Annotated in this window: 16 protein-coding genes; 3 read left to right on the plus strand and 13 right to left on the minus strand. The window is 67.7% G+C overall.

Annotation, left to right across the window (positions count from 1 at the left end; translation table 11 throughout):
- Nucleotides 1-1,006 (plus strand): thioredoxin-disulfide reductase (gene trxB / locus RMO01_RS09440; protein WP_409013059.1); only part of this gene is annotated, 1,006 nt, incomplete at its 5' end.
- 37 nt (nucleotides 1,007-1,043) lie between these two features.
- On the opposite strand, the gene RMO01_RS09445 is transcribed toward trxB, so the two are convergent.
- The 5 genes from RMO01_RS09445 to RMO01_RS09465 form a co-directional block, all read right to left on the minus strand.
- Complete coding sequence (locus tag RMO01_RS09445; RefSeq protein ID WP_309628797.1) at nucleotides 1,044-1,574, minus strand: BLUF domain-containing protein; 531 nt, start codon at nucleotides 1,572-1,574, stop codon at nucleotides 1,044-1,046.
- Nucleotides 1,571-1,978 (minus strand): response regulator, encoded by a 408-nt coding sequence (locus RMO01_RS09450; RefSeq protein ID WP_309628798.1) that lies wholly within the window; start codon nucleotides 1,976-1,978, stop codon nucleotides 1,571-1,573. Before RMO01_RS09450 ends, RMO01_RS09445 begins: the two co-directional genes overlap by 4 nt.
- Nucleotides 1,979-2,031: 53 nt before the next feature.
- Nucleotides 2,032-3,567 (minus strand): PAS domain-containing protein, encoded by a 1,536-nt coding sequence (locus RMO01_RS09455; RefSeq protein WP_309628799.1) that lies wholly within the window; start codon nucleotides 3,565-3,567, stop codon nucleotides 2,032-2,034.
- Between the two features lie 89 nt (nucleotides 3,568-3,656).
- Nucleotides 3,657-4,871 carry a cell wall hydrolase gene (locus tag RMO01_RS09460; RefSeq protein ID WP_309628800.1) on the minus strand — a complete coding sequence of 405 codons (1,215 nt, stop codon included), beginning with the start codon at nucleotides 4,869-4,871 and terminating at the stop codon, nucleotides 3,657-3,659.
- Nucleotides 4,872-4,971: 100 nt separating this feature from the next.
- Complete coding sequence (locus tag RMO01_RS09465; protein WP_309628801.1) at nucleotides 4,972-5,451, minus strand: Dps family protein; 480 nt, start codon at nucleotides 5,449-5,451, stop codon at nucleotides 4,972-4,974.
- Nucleotides 5,452-5,641: 190 nt separating this feature from the next.
- Here RMO01_RS09465 and RMO01_RS09470 point away from each other — a divergent pair, with 190 nt between their 5' ends.
- Nucleotides 5,642-8,947 carry a PAS domain S-box protein gene (locus tag RMO01_RS09470; RefSeq protein WP_309628802.1) on the plus strand — a complete coding sequence of 1,102 codons (3,306 nt, stop codon included), beginning with the start codon at nucleotides 5,642-5,644 and terminating at the stop codon, nucleotides 8,945-8,947.
- A 66-nt stretch (nucleotides 8,948-9,013) separates the two neighbouring features.
- Here RMO01_RS09470 and RMO01_RS09475 read toward each other — a convergent pair whose 3' ends face one another.
- Both RMO01_RS09475 and RMO01_RS09480 read right to left on the minus strand, forming a co-directional pair.
- Nucleotides 9,014-9,373 carry a DUF6481 family protein gene (locus RMO01_RS09475; RefSeq protein ID WP_309628803.1) on the minus strand — a complete coding sequence of 120 codons (360 nt, stop codon included), beginning with the start codon at nucleotides 9,371-9,373 and terminating at the stop codon, nucleotides 9,014-9,016.
- Between the two features lie 229 nt (nucleotides 9,374-9,602).
- Nucleotides 9,603-9,785: a hypothetical protein gene (locus RMO01_RS09480; RefSeq protein WP_309628804.1), complete on the minus strand. Its 183-nt coding sequence runs from the start codon at nucleotides 9,783-9,785 to the stop codon at nucleotides 9,603-9,605.
- Between the two features lie 517 nt (nucleotides 9,786-10,302).
- Between RMO01_RS09480 and RMO01_RS09485 the strand changes: the two genes are divergently transcribed.
- Complete coding sequence (locus tag RMO01_RS09485; protein WP_309628805.1) at nucleotides 10,303-11,358, plus strand: cell wall hydrolase; 1,056 nt, start codon at nucleotides 10,303-10,305, stop codon at nucleotides 11,356-11,358.
- Nucleotides 11,359-11,656: 298 nt separating this feature from the next.
- Here the strand turns inward: RMO01_RS09485 and RMO01_RS09490 are convergent, their stop codons facing one another.
- From RMO01_RS09490 to nadA, 6 genes are all read right to left on the minus strand, one after another.
- Nucleotides 11,657-12,952, minus strand: coding sequence for a hypothetical protein (locus RMO01_RS09490; RefSeq protein WP_309628806.1), 1,296 nt, complete (start codon nucleotides 12,950-12,952; stop codon nucleotides 11,657-11,659).
- Between the two features lie 79 nt (nucleotides 12,953-13,031).
- Entirely contained in the window at nucleotides 13,032-13,919 is an 888-nt protein-coding gene (gene nadC, locus RMO01_RS09495; RefSeq protein ID WP_309628807.1) for a carboxylating nicotinate-nucleotide diphosphorylase, read from the minus strand.
- On the minus strand, nucleotides 13,916-15,424 hold the full coding sequence (locus RMO01_RS09500; RefSeq protein ID WP_309628808.1) for an L-aspartate oxidase: 1,509 nt from the start codon (nucleotides 15,422-15,424) through the stop codon (nucleotides 13,916-13,918). Before RMO01_RS09500 ends, nadC begins: the two co-directional genes overlap by 4 nt.
- Nucleotides 15,421-16,263: a site-2 protease family protein gene (locus tag RMO01_RS09505; protein ID WP_309628809.1), complete on the minus strand. Its 843-nt coding sequence runs from the start codon at nucleotides 16,261-16,263 to the stop codon at nucleotides 15,421-15,423. Before RMO01_RS09505 ends, RMO01_RS09500 begins: the two co-directional genes overlap by 4 nt.
- A complete protein-coding gene (locus tag RMO01_RS09510; protein WP_309628810.1) occupies nucleotides 16,260-16,400 on the minus strand; it encodes a hypothetical protein in 141 nt (46 codons plus the stop codon). Before RMO01_RS09510 ends, RMO01_RS09505 begins: the two co-directional genes overlap by 4 nt.
- On the minus strand, nucleotides 16,400-17,494 hold the full coding sequence (nadA, locus tag RMO01_RS09515; protein ID WP_409013060.1) for a quinolinate synthase NadA: 1,095 nt from the start codon (nucleotides 17,492-17,494) through the stop codon (nucleotides 16,400-16,402). Before nadA ends, RMO01_RS09510 begins: the two co-directional genes overlap by 1 nt.
- Nucleotides 17,495-17,532 lie beyond the last annotated feature (38 nt).

Raw genomic sequence — 17,532 nt, forward strand, 5'->3', positions numbered from 1 at the left:
CCAGCCCCGCCAGGTCCGTGTCGCCATCATCGGGTCCGGCCCGGCCGGCTGGACCGCCGCCATCTATGCCGCACGCGCCTTGCTGAGCCCGGTCATCATCGCCGGCCTGCAACCCGGCGGCCAGCTGACCATCACCACCGACGTCGAGAACTATCCGGGCTTCGCCGACGTCATCCAGGGTCCTTGGCTGATGGAGCAGATGCGGGCCCAGGCCGCCCATGTCGGGACCGAAATCATCGAGGACATCGTGGTCAAGGCCGACCTGTCGCAGCGGCCGTTCCGGCTGACGCTGGATTCCGGGACCGAGATGCTGGCCGAGACGGTGATCATCTCGACCGGCGCCCAGGCCAAATGGCTGGGGATCGAGAGTGAGGCCAGATACCAGGGCTTCGGTGTCTCGGCCTGCGCCACCTGCGAAGGCTTCTTCTATCGCGGCAAGGAGGTCATCGTCGTCGGCGGCGGCAACACGGCGGTCGAGGAGGCGCTGTTCTTGACCAGTTTCGCCTCCAAGGTCACGGTGGTCCACCGCCGCGACGAATTCCGCGCCGAACGCATCCTTCAGGACCGGCTGTTCTCGAACCCCAAGGTCGAGGTGGTCTGGAACCATGCCGTTGACGAGATTCTGGGCGAGACCAACAGCTTCGGCGGGGTCAATGTCACCGGCGCGCGGCTGAAGAACGTGCAGACGGGCCAGACGCAGGACGTGACCGCCGACGGCGTCTTCATCGCCATCGGCCATGCGCCTTCGTCAGAGCTGTTCGCCGGCCAGCTGGAGACCAAACAGGGCGGCTATCTGGTGGTGAAGGCGGGCACGACCGCAACGGCCGTGGAAGGCGTCTGGGCTGCCGGCGACGTGACTGATGACATCTACCGCCAGGCTGTCACCGCCGCCGGGATGGGCTGTATGGCTGCGCTGGAAGCCGTCCGCTTCCTCGCCGAACAGGATCACGCCCGCGCCGGAGACCCTATCTCGCACAAGGAGGCGGAGAAGATCGGGGTCTGGTGATCCGCTTCCTCCTCCCCTTGCGGGCAGGGGGATCGGCTCATGCCTCGGACCACCCGGACATTCCAGGAGTGGGTCGAGCCCGGCCGATCACGTCGCCCTGGGATCGCCGGCCCTCGAGCATGGCGTCCTGCTCGGCGACGGCCCGCGTCAATATCGCGGCATAGGCGTCGAGGCCGGACGCGGCATCCTCAAGAAGCAGCGCAAGCAGCGACAGTTCGCGCGGGGCGAGGCGCGGGCTAACCATGTCCCAGTCGCCGAAAAACCGCCGCGCTGTCCGCCGTCGTTCGAGCACAGACAAGGCGGTATGCCGCGGGTCGCGCAGCAGCTTCGCCATCAGGCGCTCCAGAGCGGCCTCCGGGCCCTCGATGATCTGGACAAACCGACCCTGGACCGCAGTAAGAACACCTGTAACGCCGTCGCGGGCGTTGCCCAGCCTCGCCTCGTTCAGGATGTCGGACATCTGCAGTACGCTTGAGGCTCCGTCACGGCTCACGCTGCAATAAAGAATCTGCGTGAGCGACGTGGTTGCGCCTTGCGGTTCCGGGGATGGGACAGGAGCGAGGGTCAACCGAAGAGCTGGAGTTCCGGCGGAGCGTATTCGACCGGCCGGCCCGCGCGGCGGCGCAGGGCGTAGTCGACGGCGGTCTGGACGGCGCGTTCGTCGGTCGGCTTGGACAGGACGCCGATCGTGCCGGCCACGCCCTCGCGGACCATGCCCGGGTTGGCGGTCATGAACAGGACAGTGACGCCCTTCTGCTGACCCAGCTCACGACCCAGATCGATGCCGGTGGGACCGTCGGACAAATGGATGTCGACAAGGGCCAGATCGATATCATTCTCTGCTACGATTGAGCGCGCTGTCCTGGCGTCGGCAGCCGTGGCGATGACCTCGTGACCGAGGTCCTCCAGCACGAAGCGGAGTTCCATGGCCACCAGGGCCTCGTCCTCAATGATCAGAATACGCGCAGTCATAGCCTTGATATGTCGGTTACCGGACCCTCGGAACGCGGGTGCATCCGTCCGGTTCATTTCTTTTTCAGTGCGGCACGACGCCGGGAAAGCGCCGTGGCGGGGAGGTCCGCTTCCAGAACCAAACCCCCCGGCTCCCACCTTCGTTCCAGCCTTCCGCCCAATTGGCCCTCGACGGACAGGGTCGACAGCGCCGTGCCGAACCCTTGCCGGGCGGGCGTTCCAGCAATGGGGGGGCCGCCCTGCTCGGTCCAGGTCAGGATGAATCGATCGCCTTCGTTGCGCGTGCGTAACAGCACACGTCCGTCCGGAAGAGACAGGGCGCCGTATTTCGCGGCGTTCGTCGCCAGCTCGTGGAACAGCAGTGCGACCGAGGTCGCAGCCTGGTCGTCGAAGGTCGCATCATCGCCGGCCAGAACGACACGCGACTGGCCTCTGGCGTCGACATAGGGTTTGAACAGGGCGCTCAGGAAGGTGTGCAGGGTCGTGTCGCCGATCAGCGGCTGGGACACTTCGGAGTGGGGCCGGACGAACTCGTGAGCGCGGGCCAGGGCATTGATCCGGTCGCGCGCCGAGCCGGCGAAGGCCTTGGCCTCCGGGTGCTCGCGCGCCGACAGGGCGATGAGAGACGACACCACGGCGAAGATGTTCTTGATCCGGTGGCTCAGCTCCTGGCTGAGCAGCTCCTTGCCCTTCTCCGAGCGCTTCAGCTCCTCGATATCGGTGCAGGTGCCGAACCAGCGAGTGATCTCGCCCGCCTCATTGCGGATCGGCGTCGCCCGACCCAGGGTCCACCGGTAGACGCCATCGGCGCGCCGCAGCCGATATTCGATCTCGTAGGGGTCACCGGTCTCCAGCGAATGCTTCCAGACCGTCTGCGCCTTCGCCTGGTCATCCGGGTGGAACATGCCGTTCCAGCCCTCGCCGTCTGTCGAACCCGCCGCCACGCCGGTGAACTCATACCAGCGGGCGTTGTAGTAGTCGTGGAAGCCGTCCGGCAGGGTCGACCAGACCATCTGGGGCATGGAATCGGCGATGGCGCGGAACTTGGCCTCACTGTCGGCGAGCGCCTGAGCCGCGTCTTCGCGCTCACGGATGGCGCGGCGAAGCTCCAGCTGGGCCATGACCTGACCGGCGAGCACGTCGAGCGTCTCGGCCTGGATCGGCGTCAGACCCTCTGGTCGGACCCGGGTGTCGAGCACGCACAGAGTGCCCAGGGCGTGGCCGTCAGGGCTCTTCAGCAGCCGACCGGCATAGAAGCGCAGGCCAGCCTCGCCGGTGACGAGGGGATTGCATTCGAAGCGGGTGTCGCGTGTCGCGTCCGGAACGACCATCCCGTCATCCTGAAGCAAGGCGTGGGCGCAGAATGAGGTGTCCAGAGGCGTCTCGCGCACGCCCAGTCCTGTCTCTGCCTTGAACCACTGACGACCCTTGTCGATCAGATTGACCACGGCGATCGGCGTCTCGCATATCCGCGAGGCCAGCTGGACGATGTCCTCGAAGGCCTGTTCCGGATCCGTGTCGAGAACCCCGTAGGCCCACAGCGCCTCGAGCCTTTCGGCTTCATTCCAGGGCGTTGCGGCAGCGGTCAAGCAGGGCGCTCCAAGCGGGGCAATAAGTCAGACGGAACCCTTAAATGCCCAACCCGTCAGAGCGTTGCACCCTGTGTCGGCTTCCGGACCTAGCTGGCCGGCCGGCCGATCTCTTCGACATCCATGGTCGCGACACCGGCGGGGGCAGGCGTCGCGGCGGCGACCGGCGTCGTAAGCGGAGGCGCCTCGAAGGCCTGCAGACGGGCGTTGATGGCGGCGATGTCGGCAGCGGTCGCCTGACGACGTCCGCCCAGGCTGGCGACCCCCACGACGCGGGTCACGCCGTCGACCTCGACAGTGCGCAGGTTCATACCGCCTTCGGCCAGGACAGTGGCGTCGTCGGGTCCGGCCTCACCCGTGGCCGCGGAGGCCGTGATCAGGCGGGGCCGCGAGAACCGCGCCTCGTCGATGGTCGGCTCACGTCCGGCGTAGGTCTGCTTGAACGAAGCGGTCTCACCGGCCAGCCCCTTCCAGCGATAGAAGATATGCGCGCCGATCTGGGTGATCTTGCCCAGCGTCGGGGCCCACCAGGGGTGGACGTAGTCGGCGTGATAATGGGTCGCTGTACCGACCCTGGTCGCGACGTATCCGGACAGGGCGCGCTCGGCGACGGTACGGGCCCGGTTCCAGGCCCAGCCGACCGGCGCCTGGGACAGGGCGCCGTCGCAGGTGAAGCTGAACTGGCAACCCGTGGTCCGCTCGGCGCCCTCGAAGACGACGCCGCAGACGGTGTTCGGGTAGTTGGGATCGCGGACGCGATTGAGGATGACCTGGGCCACGGCCTCCTGGCCCTCGGTGCTTTCCAGCGCCGCTTCGTAATAGACGCCCTGGGTCAGGCAGCGCAGGGCGCGGGCGCGGTCGGCCGGGGTCGCGGCAGTCAGGACGAAGGGCACGGCGGGCCGAAGCGCCCCGAGGGCGGCGGGCATGGCGGCGTTGCGCTTCTGGGCGTCCAGGCCGTTGACGCCCAACTCCAGCGTGGGCCGCCCGGCGAGTGTCAGGCTTTCCCAGCCCGGCGTCAGCCCCAGCAGGGCCGCGCGCTGTTCGTTGGGGTCGAAGCGGATCGCCAGGGCCAGCTGGGCCGGGTCCATTCGCGCGCTCAGGGCAGCGAGGCCGCGTGCCGACAGGTCGCCCTGGGTGACGCGCGCAACGGCCTCTGCGGTGCGGTCTCCGGCGGGCCGCACCGTAGAGCTCGCCGCCATCGCCACGCCGAGCGCCGCCACCGCCGCAGGGGCCGCTGCGGCATAGCGACGGGCCAGGGTCATCACCCTGTGCCAATCGACGGATTTGATGAAGGAGAGCGACATTCGCATCCGGAATTCCGACGCCGGAGCGCCGTGGAGCAGGGTCTTTGATCCCGCAACACGGCGCTTTTCAGGCCACGGATTACAGTTCGTTGAGGCGGACCTAGCGGCCGCCGAGAGTCGAACGCAGCATCCAGGCGAACTTTTCGTGCGCCGCCAGACGCTGGGTCAAAAGATCCACCGAGACATCGTCGCCGTCGTCGTCGGCGACCGTCAGGGCCGCGCGGCAGGTGGCGATCAGGGTCTCGTGATCCTTCATCAGCTCCTTCAGCATGGCCGGTGCGTCCCTGTCGGGATCGCCGTCCTTGATGGAGGTCAGGTTGGCGAAGGTCGACTGGGCCTGCGGCGCGAACTCGCCCAGCGCCCGGATCCGCTCCGCAATCTCGTCCAGCGCCGCCCAGATCTCGCGGTACTGTTGTTCCAGCAGGTTGTGCAGGGTGAAGAACTCGGGACCCCGTACGTTCCAGTGATAGCCGTGGGTCTTCAGATAGACCGCGAAGCTGTCGGCCAGGACCTTGCTCAACTCCTGCGCCACGTCGGTGCGCTCGGCCTTGGTCAGGCCCGTATCGATCGTTGCGGTCATGCTTGCTCCTTTGGCGACAGTCTCTAATCGTTCGGGCAGGTAAGCGTTCCAGCCGCCCCCGCCAAGGCCTGAAACCCGGTCGGGACGGGACTTGCCGGCGCGTGGAACGCAAAGCGTTGGAAAGCGTTGCCGTTTTTCGCGCAAGCGCGAACCGGGGGTTTGATTGGGGCCAAGTGCGTTGTTCGGTCGAATGCTGGAGCCGGATGTCGTCCTGGCCCGGCTGGCGCGCGCGCCGAAGCGGCCGTGGTGGCGAAACATGCTGACCGGACTGGCCTTCGCCGCCGGCGGACTGTTCGTACGCTGGGCGGGCCAGGTCTTTTACGGCGAGGTCACCGGATTCATCATCCTGTTGCCGGCGGTGGTGCTGGCGGCGCTCACGGGCGGGCGGGTCGCAGGGCTTGTCGCGACGGCCGGATGCCTTCTGGGCGGCTGGGTGATCGCGGGGCCGGACGCGATCGGATTCGGTATCGCAACGCCGCCCGGTCGGGTCGCCACCGTCAATTTCATCATCGTCGGCGGGTTCCTGACCGTCGTCGCCTCATCCCTGCGTAAGACGGTGGCCCAGCTTGACGGGACGATCACTGCGCTGGAGGCGTCCCGGGTCCGGGTGGACGAGGCGGTGTCTAAACTGACGCAAGGCGAGGCGCGCTTTCGGGCCGCCATCGAGGCCGTTCAGGGGGTCCTCTGGACCAATACGCCGGACGGCCGAATGGAAGGCGAGCAGAACGGCTGGAGCAGTCTCACCGGTCAATCGCAAGCCGAGTATCAGGGCTACGGCTGGGCCTCAGCCGTTCATCCCGACGATGCCGGACCGACGGTCACCGCGTGGAATGCGGCCGTTGCTGACCGGAGGCTCTTCGCTTTCGAGCATCGGGTTCGCACGACCGACGGAACCTGGCGGCATTTCGCCATACGGGCCATTCCTACTCTCGACGACGCCGGCGAGTTGATCGAATGGGTCGGCGTCCACATCGACATAAGTCACGCCAAGGTCGCCGAGTCCGCCTTGCGCGAGAGCGAGGCCCGCTTCCGACTGATGGCCGACACGGCGCCCTCCCCCGTCTGGCTGACCAATGCCGAGGGCGAGGTGGAGTTCGTCAACGCCGCCCTGGTCGAGTTCTACGGCAGGCCCGGCGAGACCTTCATGGGCCACGCCTGGAAGGCCTCGATCCACCCGGACGACCTCGCCGACGTCAACGCCATCCAGGCGGAAGCGCGACCCCGCTTCCTGCCCTACGGCTTCGAATGCCGCTTCCTGCGTCACGACGGCGCCTGGCGGTGGATGCGGGTGTCGGTGAACCCCCGGTTCGACGGCGTCGGGGTGTTCCAGGGCTACGTCGGCCTGTCGTTCGACGTCACCACGACTCGCGAGGCCATCGACGCCCTGGCCCAGCAGGAACGCCGCCAGCGTTTCCTGCTGGAGCTGTCCGACGGCGTCCGCGAGTTGAACGATCCCGAGGCGATCATGGATCATGTCCAGAGCGTGCTGGGGCGCATGCTGGGTGTGAACCGGGTCGGTCACGGCGAACTGCGTCAGAACCGCGAGATCTTCGAGATGGCGCGCGACTGGACGGAGGGCGTCGGCAGTCTGCAGGGCGCCCACCGCACCCGGAACTTCGGCGGCCAGGTGGATCGCGAGCTGGCCGAAGGCAGGACGATCGTGGTTGACGACGTCGCGGTCGATCCCCGGACCAGCGCGGCGTCGGCCGCGTTCGCGGAGGTCCAGGTCGCCTCGTTCGTAACCGTGCCCATGGTTCGCAACGGCGTGCTGCGCGCCTTCCTGCACGTCAACACTACGCGACCCCGGACCTGGACGAGCGCAGAAGTCAGCCTGATCGAGGATGTCGCCGATCGCGCCTGGTCCGAGGTCGAACGCACCCGCGCCCAGGCCGAGGTTCTCGAGAGCGAGGCCCGTTTCCGCGACATCGCGGACACCGCCCCGGTGCTGATCTGGGTGACCCGGCAGGACCGCAGCCGCGCCTTCGTCAACCAGGCCTATGTCGAATACATGGGCGGCGACTATGAGAGCGTCCGCACCGCCGACTGGCGCACCTACATCCACCCGGACGACCAGGACATGCTCGTCCGCGAGTCGATCGCCGGAGAGGCCACGAAACAGCCGTTCGCACTCGAGGCCCGATACCGTCACAACAGCGGAGATTATCGCTGGCTGAAGTCCTTCTCGCGTCCGCGCTTCGGTCCGGGCGGCGAGGTGGTCGGCTTCGTCGGCGTGGCCTTCGACGTCACCGACGCCCGCCGGGTCGAGCACGACCTGAAGCGGATCAACGAGTTGCTTGAAGACCGTGTCGGCGACGCCCTGGCGGAAAAGGCGAAGGCCGAGGCGGACCTGATGCATGCCCAGCGGATGGAGGCGGTCGGGCGCCTGACCGGCGGCGTGGCGCACGACTTCAACAACCTGCTGACCGTGGTGATCGGCGCCCTGGATCTGATCCTGAAGTCTCCGGACGACGCCGCGCGTCGCCACAAGCTGGGCGAAGCCGCCCTGTCAGCGGCGCGGCGCGGCGAGCGGCTGACGCACCAACTTCTCGCCTTCTCGAGGCGTCAGGCCCTGCGCCCCGAGACCGTCGACATCAACGCGCTGATCCGCGAAAGCGACCCCCTGTTGCGTCGCGCCGTCGGGGAGGCCGTCGCCTACAAGCTCAAGCTCCGTCGCGGGGGCGCCAGGGTCATCGTCGATCCGGCCCAGTTCGAGGCCGCCCTGCTGAATCTCATCGTCAACGCCCGCGACGCCTTGGCCGAACGGGGCCAGTCGGAGGGCGCCCGGATCACCGTCCAGACCCAGACCTGCGAAGTCGCGGCCGGCGACGTCGTCGAACTGGCCCCCGGGGACTATGTCTGCGTCACCGTCTCTGACACGGGCGCCGGCATGAATGCCGAGACCATGCAGCGGGTGTTCGAGCCCTTCTTCACCACCAAGGCAGTCGGCAAGGGAACCGGCCTGGGTCTCAGCCAGGTCTATGGTTTCGCGCGCCAGAGCGGCGGCGGTGTGAGAATCACTTCTGCAGTCGGCGAAGGCACGGCGATCCAACTCTATCTGCCGCCGGCCTTGGTTGAGGACGATGTCGCCGAGGTCGTGCCTCGCCGGGCGCAGGGCGCGATGAAGGCCGGCCAGACCTTGCTACTGGTGGAGGATGACACGGGTGTCGCCGCCATCGCCGTGGACTTGCTGAAGGGTATGGGACTGGAGGTCGAGACAGCCGAAACCGGAGCCGAGGCCCTGGCCCTGCTTGAGAAGAAGCCGTTCGACGTCATGCTGACCGATATCGTAATGCCCGGAGGGATGACGGGCGTCGAACTGGCCCGGGTCTGCGCGGAACGGTGGCCGCAAATGCCGATCATGCTGATGTCAGGCTACGCGGGCGACGATGCCGACCTGGCCCTGACCGATGCGCCATGGCCGTTCCTGCGCAAGCCCTACTCGGGCGAACAACTGCGTGAGGCTCTGGGCGACCTTCTGGTGACGCCAGCCCCATAACGACTTCGGCCCGCCGTAGGGTGCGACGGGCCGAGCAATTTTTTCGAGTGCGCGAGCGCCTGACGCCTACTTGCGGGCCTTGCGTGCGGCGTACTTCGCGTCGCGGGCGGCCTTCTGTTCTTCCTTGGTGAGCTGCTTGCGCTCCTTGCGGTTTGCGCGCTTCTCGGCCTCGATGGCCTCCTCGGATTCACGTTCGGCGGCGGCGCGCTCGGCGTCGCGCTCGGCCTTGATGCGGCGTTCTTCGGCTTTCACGGCCTCGTGCTGGAGGCGCAGGGCCTCTTTTTCAGCGGCGCGCTTCTCGGCCAGCTTGTCGAACTCGGGATCGGGTACGGCGGCCTTGGGCTTGAATTTGGCCAGCAGGGCCTTCTTGGCTTCCTGCTGGGTGCTGATGCGGTCGTTGAAGCCGGTCTGTTTCAGATCTCTCATGCGGTCGGTCGGTCGTCCTTCGAGGGGTGGGCCCGTCGCCGGTGGGGCGAGGGCGGGGATCGCTACGGCGTCCGGGCGTCGGCAAAGCCGAAACGGAGCCGTAAATCAAGCGCGGACGTCTCTTATTCGACGAACGGGGCCGTTCTTCGGCCAACCGTCGTCGCCGGGACGCACTCGCGAAGCGATCTCCCATATGGGCGTCGAAAGCTACGCCGCCAGATCTCGCGGATCAATCGGGACGCGCAGCGCCTGCTGCGCCGCCCACCGCCGCGCCGACCGGGCCTGCCACGACGGCTCCGGCGATAGCGCCGGTCGCGGCGCGCTGTTCGGTGGTATGGCCACAGGCCGAAAGGGCGGTCGCGCCCAAGGCGAGGGCGGCGCAGGTGGCAATCGTGAAAACGGGACGGCGCATGGGATGGGTCCTGATCGGGTAAGGTCACGCTTAAACGCAGTCCCGCCGACGGCGTTCCCTGAACACCCGTGGCGACAGATCAGCGCTCGTTTCCTGGGGCGTCGAATACAATAGAAGTGGGAAGAGAAAGCAGGCTCCGCCACAATGGCTCCATCGGCAAGTCTGACCTGTGCAAATCGATACGGCATTCATGACGAAACCCGCTTCGATGTGCCTGTATTGGGCGGTAGCGATCTTGAGGAAACCTGAAGGATGGTCGCAATTGCTGCACTGCAGCGACATATTGCGAATCAAACACATTGAGGCCATAAACGGATGGCTTAAGGCCCATCCTTCGGCGGTCAGGCGTTCACCGACCTCCGATTCGCAAACCGGTCCGCGACCTCATTATGTCGCCCGGTTCTGCAGACGACCCGGGGGCGACTTTCCCGCCCTGCTGAATAGGACGACGCCTTTGTTCCAATCCTCGCAACAGCGTGCGACTTCGCATGTCGACCGTGCGGCCAGAATCAGGCCCGTGCAGGCGGCAGCGGCGTTCGGCGCGCTCGTGGGGTTGGGAATCGGCTGCGCCTACCTCGGAGGGACCGTCGCTCAGGCGACGACCGTCCGCGCCCAGGCCGAACGTCTGGAAGGCGCCACCGCCGCCGGCTTCACCGAGGAAGCGCTCGCCGCCGCTGCAGGCGGTCTCGACGCCAGCGCCCTGGCCATCGCCCGCCGCCACGATCCCTATACCGTCGCCGGCGCCGCCCAGCGTGATCGCCAGGCCGAACTGCTGACAGCGCGTCTGGAGCAGTTGCGTCCCGACAATGCCCGCGCCGACCTGCGCCGCGCCAACCTGACGGACATCTCCGCCGCCGCCCGGCCGTTCCACATCTCGAATGCACTGGACGCCTCGCGCGATCTCGAATGCCTGACCCAGGCCGCCTATTACGAAGCGCGGGGCGAGGGTTCGGACGGCATGCGCGCCGTGGTCCAGGTCGTCCTGAACCGCGCCCGGCACCCTTCCTTCCCGCGCAGCGTCTGTGGCGTGGTCTTCCAGGGATCGGGCCGCCGCATCGGCTGCCAGTTCAGTTTCACCTGCGATGGTTCGATGCGCGCGCCGGTCAACCGCGCCGCCTGGAACCGGGCCCGCACGGTCGCGTCCGCCGCCCTGTCCGGCGCAGTCTATGCAGGCGTCGGCAACGCCACCTTCTTCCACACGACGGGCGTCTCGCCGTCGTGGCGCAACAGCCTGTTGCGCGTCAGCCAGGTCGGCAGCCACATCTTCTATCGCTTCGGCGGTCGCGCCGGTTCGTCGAACGCCTTCAGCTACGCCGCGCGCGGCTCGACCGGGGCGGACGTCCAGCGCACCGTCTATGCTGGTATCGATCCGACCGAGACCGTGCGTCAGGCCGGCCAGGCCATCGCCTATTCCGCCCTGCTGGCCCAGGAAGCCGCTTCCGGCTCTCCGGCGACGTCAACCGAGGCCGCCGCTCCCGCACCGACCGTCACATCCGCCCCTGCGGCGCCGGTTTCGGCTCCGGCTCAGCCGGCCGCCGCCGACTCTGCTGTCGTCAGCACGCCGCAGGCCTGATCGACCGCTTCAGCGTTCCTGCACATTGCGGATCGCGGTCAGGTTCTGATTCAGGTTTCCGAACCGCCCCTGCTCCTTCAGATTGACGTCGGCGTCGCCAGGTTGCGGCGACTGCACCCCCGTCTCGCGGTCGCGACGATCCGCCAGACCAGCATCCTTGACGGTGGTCGCGCCGAGGTCGGCGAAGCTGCGTTGTTCTGCGGGAATCTGCGGGGCCGTGGCCTTGGGAATGTCCTTCTGATCTGAAAAGAAAACCCGTCCGCGTCCGGCCTGTTCCGTGCCACTCGCGACGACAGCGCTAGAGGTTCCCGGACGCTGTCGAACCGCTGAGAACCAGCATCGCGTCGTAACCGTGAACGACGCGAGTGAGTTCGCGGTCAACGCCGGCGGAACGGCTGCCGCCTGACACAAGCGACCGCAGGGGTCGCATATCGATCAGGGTAAAGGCGTCGGCGAACGCCTGGCCGGCCACGGGTTCCAATCCCGCCGCGTAGTCATGTCGAGGCGCTCCGGCGCGATAGGTCCAGGCAGAAGGGTCGAACGACGCGACGGATCGCCCATCGCCTGGCAGAACCAGCAGGCTGAACGCGGTGTCACCTTCAAAGGCGGCCAGTTCGGGAACCATCGAGCCCAGATCGAACGACGCCGTCGCGCTGAGCCCGCGCACCATATGGCTCGCGCCGAACTTGAACATCGCGCGCGGCGTGCGCCCCTCGGCCTTCGCGGCTCGCCAATAGCGCAGCAGGTTGGCCTTGTTCAGGTCGGCCCGGCGCTGGTTCGATGCCTGACCCGCCCCGGTCATGAACAGCCGATTGATCTCCAGAGTCTCTTCGAGAACCGTCAGCAGCCAGACAGCCTCGGCATCTGCCTCCGGCCAGGCATCCCGCACCGCCCTGACCAGAGCCGGGTCGCCGGAGAAGTTGAAGATGTGCCGAGGTGCACGTGTCGTTTCATACTCAGCCCAGGAGGCTTCCGAGGCCTCTTCCAACCTGGAAAGCGCCGCGTCGGCTGTCGCCGGCTTTGACCTGACCTTCAGCTGCGCGATCGCCAGCCGGTCGGCGGCCACGTCATAGTCCAGACCCCACAACATCGGCTGTCCGTGCTGCGCTGCCGCCCGCACGGCCACGATCATCTCGGCCTCCTCGCGCATGCCATAGAAGGCCGCCTGGGAAGCCGGATTGGCGAACAACTGTCGCAGACCTTCGACACCCTCGGCGGCCGCTCGATCCATCTCGGCGGCTATCCACGGCGAGGTCTCGATGGCCAGGGTGTCATATCCTGCAGGAGACAGCGCGGTGAACAACGCCGCCGCCAACCTGGGATTCTCGGCGATGCCGTGCTCTTCACCCAGAAGGAAGAACCGCGCCTTGCGTCCTTCCGAAACTAAAAGGTCCCAGGCCGGGCCGGAGAAGCGTCCGTCCGCGAACTCGAGCCGGTGTCGGTTCTCGGCGGCTCGCGCAGCCAAACGCGTGTTCAGACTGGGCGGGGCCGCATCCTGTCCCGGACTTGCGCTGGCCGGGCGAACGCCCGTTCCCGCGATGGCCAAGCCCGCCAAACCGGCGGCGCCCAGCATCCTGCGTCGGTCGATTGTCATGATCTCAGCCTCTCCGACGCCTTTTCGGCCCTGAAGCTAAAGAGGGTGCGGCCCGCAGGAACGGATGCAGCCGACAAATTTAACTTTCGCCCACCGTCTCTCGAAAAGCGTCCAGGCCGATGTCCAGCACCGCCGCCGAGTGGGTCAGGGCGCCCACGGAAATCACGTCCACCCCGGTCTCGGCGATGCCTCGAACGGTCGTCAGATTGACCCCGCCGGATGCTTCGAGGACCACGCGACAGCCGCTCTCGCTCCGACGCTTCACCGCCTCGGCCAGCGCCGCATTGTCGAAGTTGTCGAGCATGATGACGTCCGGCCCCTGCCCTTCCGAGACCATGGCCAAGGCCTGATCGAATTGGGCCAGGCCGTCGACCTCGAGTTCGATCTTCATCAGATGGCCGGCCTGGGCGCGGGCGGCCTTGACCGCCTGTACGACGCCCCCACAGACGACGACGTGGTTGTCCTTGATCAGGATGGCGTCATCCAGACCGAAGCGGTGGTTGAGTCCGCCGCCGCTGCGGACCGCGTGTTTTTCCAGCGCCCGCAGGCCTGGCGTGGTCTTGCGCGTGTCCGCGATCCGGGCGCGCGTTCCGGCGACGGCCTCGACATAGGCCCGGGTCAGGGTCGCCACGCCGCACATGCGGCCGAGCAGGTTGAGCGCGGTCCGTTCCGCCGACAGGAAGGCCCGCGCATCGGCCTCGACCTCGGCCAGCACCGCACCCGCCTCGAAGTGGTCACCGTCCTTCAGGCGCAAATCGATCGAGGCCTTCGGGTCCATCTCCAGAACGGTCAGCCGGACGCAGTCGATGCCCGCCAGCACGCCCGGCTTACGCGCCGCGAACCGGGCCCGCATGCGCGCGCGTTCGGGAATGCAGGCGGCAGCGGTCACGTCGCCGGCCCGACCCAGATCCTCGGCCAGGGCCATGCGGATGACGGGCAGGATCAATGTGTCGGGAAGCCCGCTCATGCCGCCGCCGTCTGCAGGATGTCGCGCTGGATGCGCGTGTGGACCGGCGTCGTCGCCGTCTCGGGATAGTCCGAGCGATAGTGACCGCCCCGGCTCTCGTGCCGCGCCAGCGCCGCCTCGGCGATCAGCCGCGCCGCGACCAGGGCCGGGGGCGCGCCGTGGGCCGCCTCGAGCCGGTCGATCAAGCCGATCAGCCGCGTCAGGCCCACCGCATCGCGCACCACGCCTGCGTCGGCGCTCATCGCCGCGCGCAGTTCCGCATGGGCCGCCTCGGGCAAGTCGGCGACAACCGCACCGATGGTGACGGGTCCCCGGGCCGGAGCCTGTTTCGCCGCCTCGCGCCCCGTCCTCCGACCGAAGGCCGCAGCCTCCAGCAGGGAGTTGGACGCCAGCCGGTTGGCCCCATGGACCCCGGTCGCCGCGCATTCGCCGACGGCGTACAGACCTTCGAGCGACGTCCGCCCGTCCGGATCGGCTGCGATCCCGCCCATGTGATAGTGGGCCGCCGCCGCCACCGGGATGGGCGTTACGCGCGGATCCAGACCGGCGCGCATACAGGCCGCAAACACGGCGGGAAACTCGTGCGGAAAATGCTCCCCGACAGCGGTGCGCGCATCAAGGAAGGCGCCGCGTCCTGCGGCCCGCGCGGCATGGACCGCCCGCGCCACCACGTCCCTCGCCTTCAGGTCCGCATCGTCAGCATGGCCCAGCAGGAAGTCGCCGTTCCCGTCGATCAATCGCGCGCCCTCGCCCCGCAGCGCCTCGGTCGCCAGGGGCATGGGGTCGAGGCCGACGTCGATGGCCGTCGGATGGAATTGCACAAACTCCGGGTCGAGGATTTCCGCCCCCGCCGCCCACGCCAGGGCCATGCCCTCGCCCTTCAGCGCCACCGGCGTCGTCGTCGCACCATAGAGGCCGCCCGCCCCGCCGGTCGCCAGCACCACGGCAGGCGCCAGAACCTCCACGATGCGGCCGCTGGGGTGTTCGATCACCGCGCCGCGAACCCGGCCGGTCTCGTCCTGGATCAACGACCGCAGCCGTGCGTCCTCCCAGACCGTGATGTGCGGTTCGGCGCGCACGGAGGCCACCAGCGCCGACAGGATCGCACGACCTGCGCCGTCGCCGCCGACCCGGGCGACCCGGGCCATCGAGTGCGCGGCCTCAAGGCCGACAGAGAAGCCTCCGTCCGCCTCGCGGTCGAACGGCGCGCCGAGCGACGCCAGCCATTCCACGGTGGCCTTGCCTTCGTCGGTCAGGACCTCAGCCGCATGGTGGTCAACGAGACCGGCCCCGGCCGCTTCCGTGTCCTTCAGGTGCAGGGCCGGGGCGTCGTTTTTGGAGAGGGCCGCAGCCACCCCGCCCTGGGCCCAGGCGCTGGACGCCGCCTCCAGCAGCGGCGCCGGGCTGATGACAATGACGGGCGCCGGCGCCGCCGACAGGGCGGCCGACAGTCCGGCCAGGCCGCCGCCGATGATCAGCGGGCCGTCATGGTGGATCCGGCTCATCGGTCGAAACCGATGAAACGGGCGGCGATGTCTACCGCGCCCTGGGGCGAACCTTCGGATAGCGGCAGCAGGACGCCGATCGCGGCGGCTCCGCACACGACGGCGGTCAACAGGAATAGCGCCAGCGACTTGGCCGCCTCGGGCCAGGTCAGCTTCTTCTCGCCCGGTCGCCAGGCGCCGCGCCTCAGCGAGCCGAGCACGGCGATGGCCAGGAAAACCGCGAGGATATAGCGGCCGGTCGACATGCCCCACCACACGGCCAAACCACCCATGGCGATCAGGGCGGCCTTCTCCACCATCGGATCGATGCGGGCCAGCACGGGGCCGAGCGCCTTGGAACCGTCCAGCGGCGGGGCGGGCGCGAGGTTCACGAAGTTGATCATGGCGATGAAGAAGGCGCCCAGCATCCAGGCGTCGTCGCCCGTCGCGATCCAGAGCCCGACGACCGGGATCAGGGCCAGCAGGCCGAACGCCGGCCCGGCCAGCGACACCAGCACGCCGTGCCACTCGCTGTCGGGATTGCGCTGGCCGCGCGCGAGACCGCCAAGGAAGGGGATGATGTAGATCTTCGCCGGTCCCATGCCGAGCCGGTTCATCGCCAGGACATGGCCGTACTCGTGCACGAACAGGCCGAAGATGGCCGCGACAGCGACGACCCAGCTGCCGCTCATGAACCACAGGAATCCGCCGAGCAGCACCGTCGAGCCGATCGCCCACGGCAGGCTCTGCCCCTTGTCGATGACGGGCGCGCCGGGGCTGGAGGGCGGAACCGCCGTGGTGGTTTGTGCGGGTGGCGTCGGCGTGGATCCGTCCCGCGATCCCCAGGGGCCGTCGGTCACTTGGGAGCCTTCAGGCCGGCGAGCAGGGTGGAGAGCCACCCCGTCGCGCGCGGCTCTTGTACCGGCTCCGGTTTCGGTTTGATCGGCAGCACGACGAAACCGCCGAAGCCCCGCGGGTGGGGCGTCTGATAGTGCATCAGATCAGCTCCACCGCGACGTGGTGCTTCGCCTTGACCAGGTCGTAGCGCGCCGGGACCGCGGGCGGCGGCAGGTCGATCATCCGCTGCACGGCGAGCGCGGCTTTCGCGATCATCTCTTCGGGCACCGTGACCTCGAACTTCATATCGCGCAGGCAGTCGCGGATGTTCTCCAGTGTGATCCGCTTCATGTAGGGGCACATGTCGCACGGGCCGATGAAGTTCACCTCGGGCACGTCCCCCTTGATGTTGGCGGCCATCGAGCATTCGGTGATCAGCACCACCTGTTTCGGCTTTTTCGACATGACGTAGTCGGTCATCGCCGCCGTCGATCCTGCGAAGTCGGCGGCGGCCAGGACGTCCTCGGGACATTCCGGGTGGGCCAGGATCTGGGCGCCCGGATAAGCCTCGCGCATCTCGGCGATGTCGGCGCCGGTGAACCGCTCGTGCACGATGCAGCGGCCCTTCCAGGCGATGATGCCGATGTTGGTCTGAGCCGCGACGTTGCGCGCCAGGAATTCGTCGGGGATCAGGATGACGCGGTCGACGCCCCATTCCCGGGCCGCCCACTCCACCACCTGAACGGCGTTGGCCGACGTGCAGCAGATGTCGGTCTCGGCCTTCACGTCGGCGGTGGTGTTCACATAGGTGACCACCGGCAGGCCCGGATATTTCTGTTTGATAAGCCGCACGTCCGCGCCCGTGATCGCCTCGGCCAGCGAGCAGCCCGCCTTCAGGTCAGGGATCAGGACGGTCTTGTCGGGAGACAGGATCTTCGACGTCTCGGCCATGAAGTGCACGCCCGCCTGAACGATCACCTTCGCACTCGACCGCGCAGCTTCCTTGGCCAGGCCGAGGCTATCGCCGACATAGTCGCCGACGCCGTGGAAGATGTCCGGCGTCATATAATTGTGGGCCAGGATGACGGCGTCCCGTTCCTTCTTGAGCTGATTGATCTCGTGGATCAGCTGCGCCTGGACCGGCCATTCGATCGGGGTGACGAAGGCCTTGACCTTCTCCCAGACAGGAGCGGTTTCGGCGGCCAGTTCCGGCGACAGTCCCAAGGTCTGGGCGGCGTGCGCCATCGACGTCATCTCCTCGGCGATCTCGGTCGCCTCACCCTTATGCTCAA

Origin of the sequence: Brevundimonas sp. (assembly GCF_031412435.1) — a bacterium.
GTDB lineage: Bacteria > Pseudomonadota > Alphaproteobacteria > Caulobacterales > Caulobacteraceae > Brevundimonas.

Bases quoted from the DNA above. Each gene is read 5' to 3' on its own strand.
- RMO01_RS09510 (WP_309628810.1), bottom strand. From the start codon at position 16,400: ATGCACTATCAGACGCCCCACCCGCGGGGCTTCGGCGGTTTCGTCGTG.
- nadC (WP_309628807.1), bottom strand. From the start codon at position 13,919: ATGAGCGGGCTTCCCGACACATTGATCCTGCCCGTCATCCGCATGGCC.
- nadA (WP_409013060.1), bottom strand. From the start codon at position 17,494: ATGACGTCGATGGCGCACGCCGCCCAGACCTTGGGACTGTCGCCGGAA.
- RMO01_RS09470 (WP_309628802.1), top strand. From the start codon at position 5,642: ATGCTGGAGCCGGATGTCGTCCTGGCCCGGCTGGCGCGCGCGCCGAAG.
- RMO01_RS09490 (WP_309628806.1), bottom strand. From the start codon at position 12,952: ATGACAATCGACCGACGCAGGATGCTGGGCGCCGCCGGTTTGGCGGGC.
- RMO01_RS09475 (WP_309628803.1), bottom strand. From the start codon at position 9,373: ATGAGAGATCTGAAACAGACCGGCTTCAACGACCGCATCAGCACCCAG.
- RMO01_RS09465 (WP_309628801.1), bottom strand. From the start codon at position 5,451: ATGACCGCAACGATCGATACGGGCCTGACCAAGGCCGAGCGCACCGAC.
- RMO01_RS09460 (WP_309628800.1), bottom strand. From the start codon at position 4,871: ATGTCGCTCTCCTTCATCAAATCCGTCGATTGGCACAGGGTGATGACC.
- RMO01_RS09480 (WP_309628804.1), bottom strand. From the start codon at position 9,785: ATGCGCCGTCCCGTTTTCACGATTGCCACCTGCGCCGCCCTCGCCTTG.
- RMO01_RS09450 (WP_309628798.1), bottom strand. From the start codon at position 1,978: ATGACTGCGCGTATTCTGATCATTGAGGACGAGGCCCTGGTGGCCATG.
- RMO01_RS09500 (WP_309628808.1), bottom strand. From the start codon at position 15,424: ATGAGCCGGATCCACCATGACGGCCCGCTGATCATCGGCGGCGGCCTG.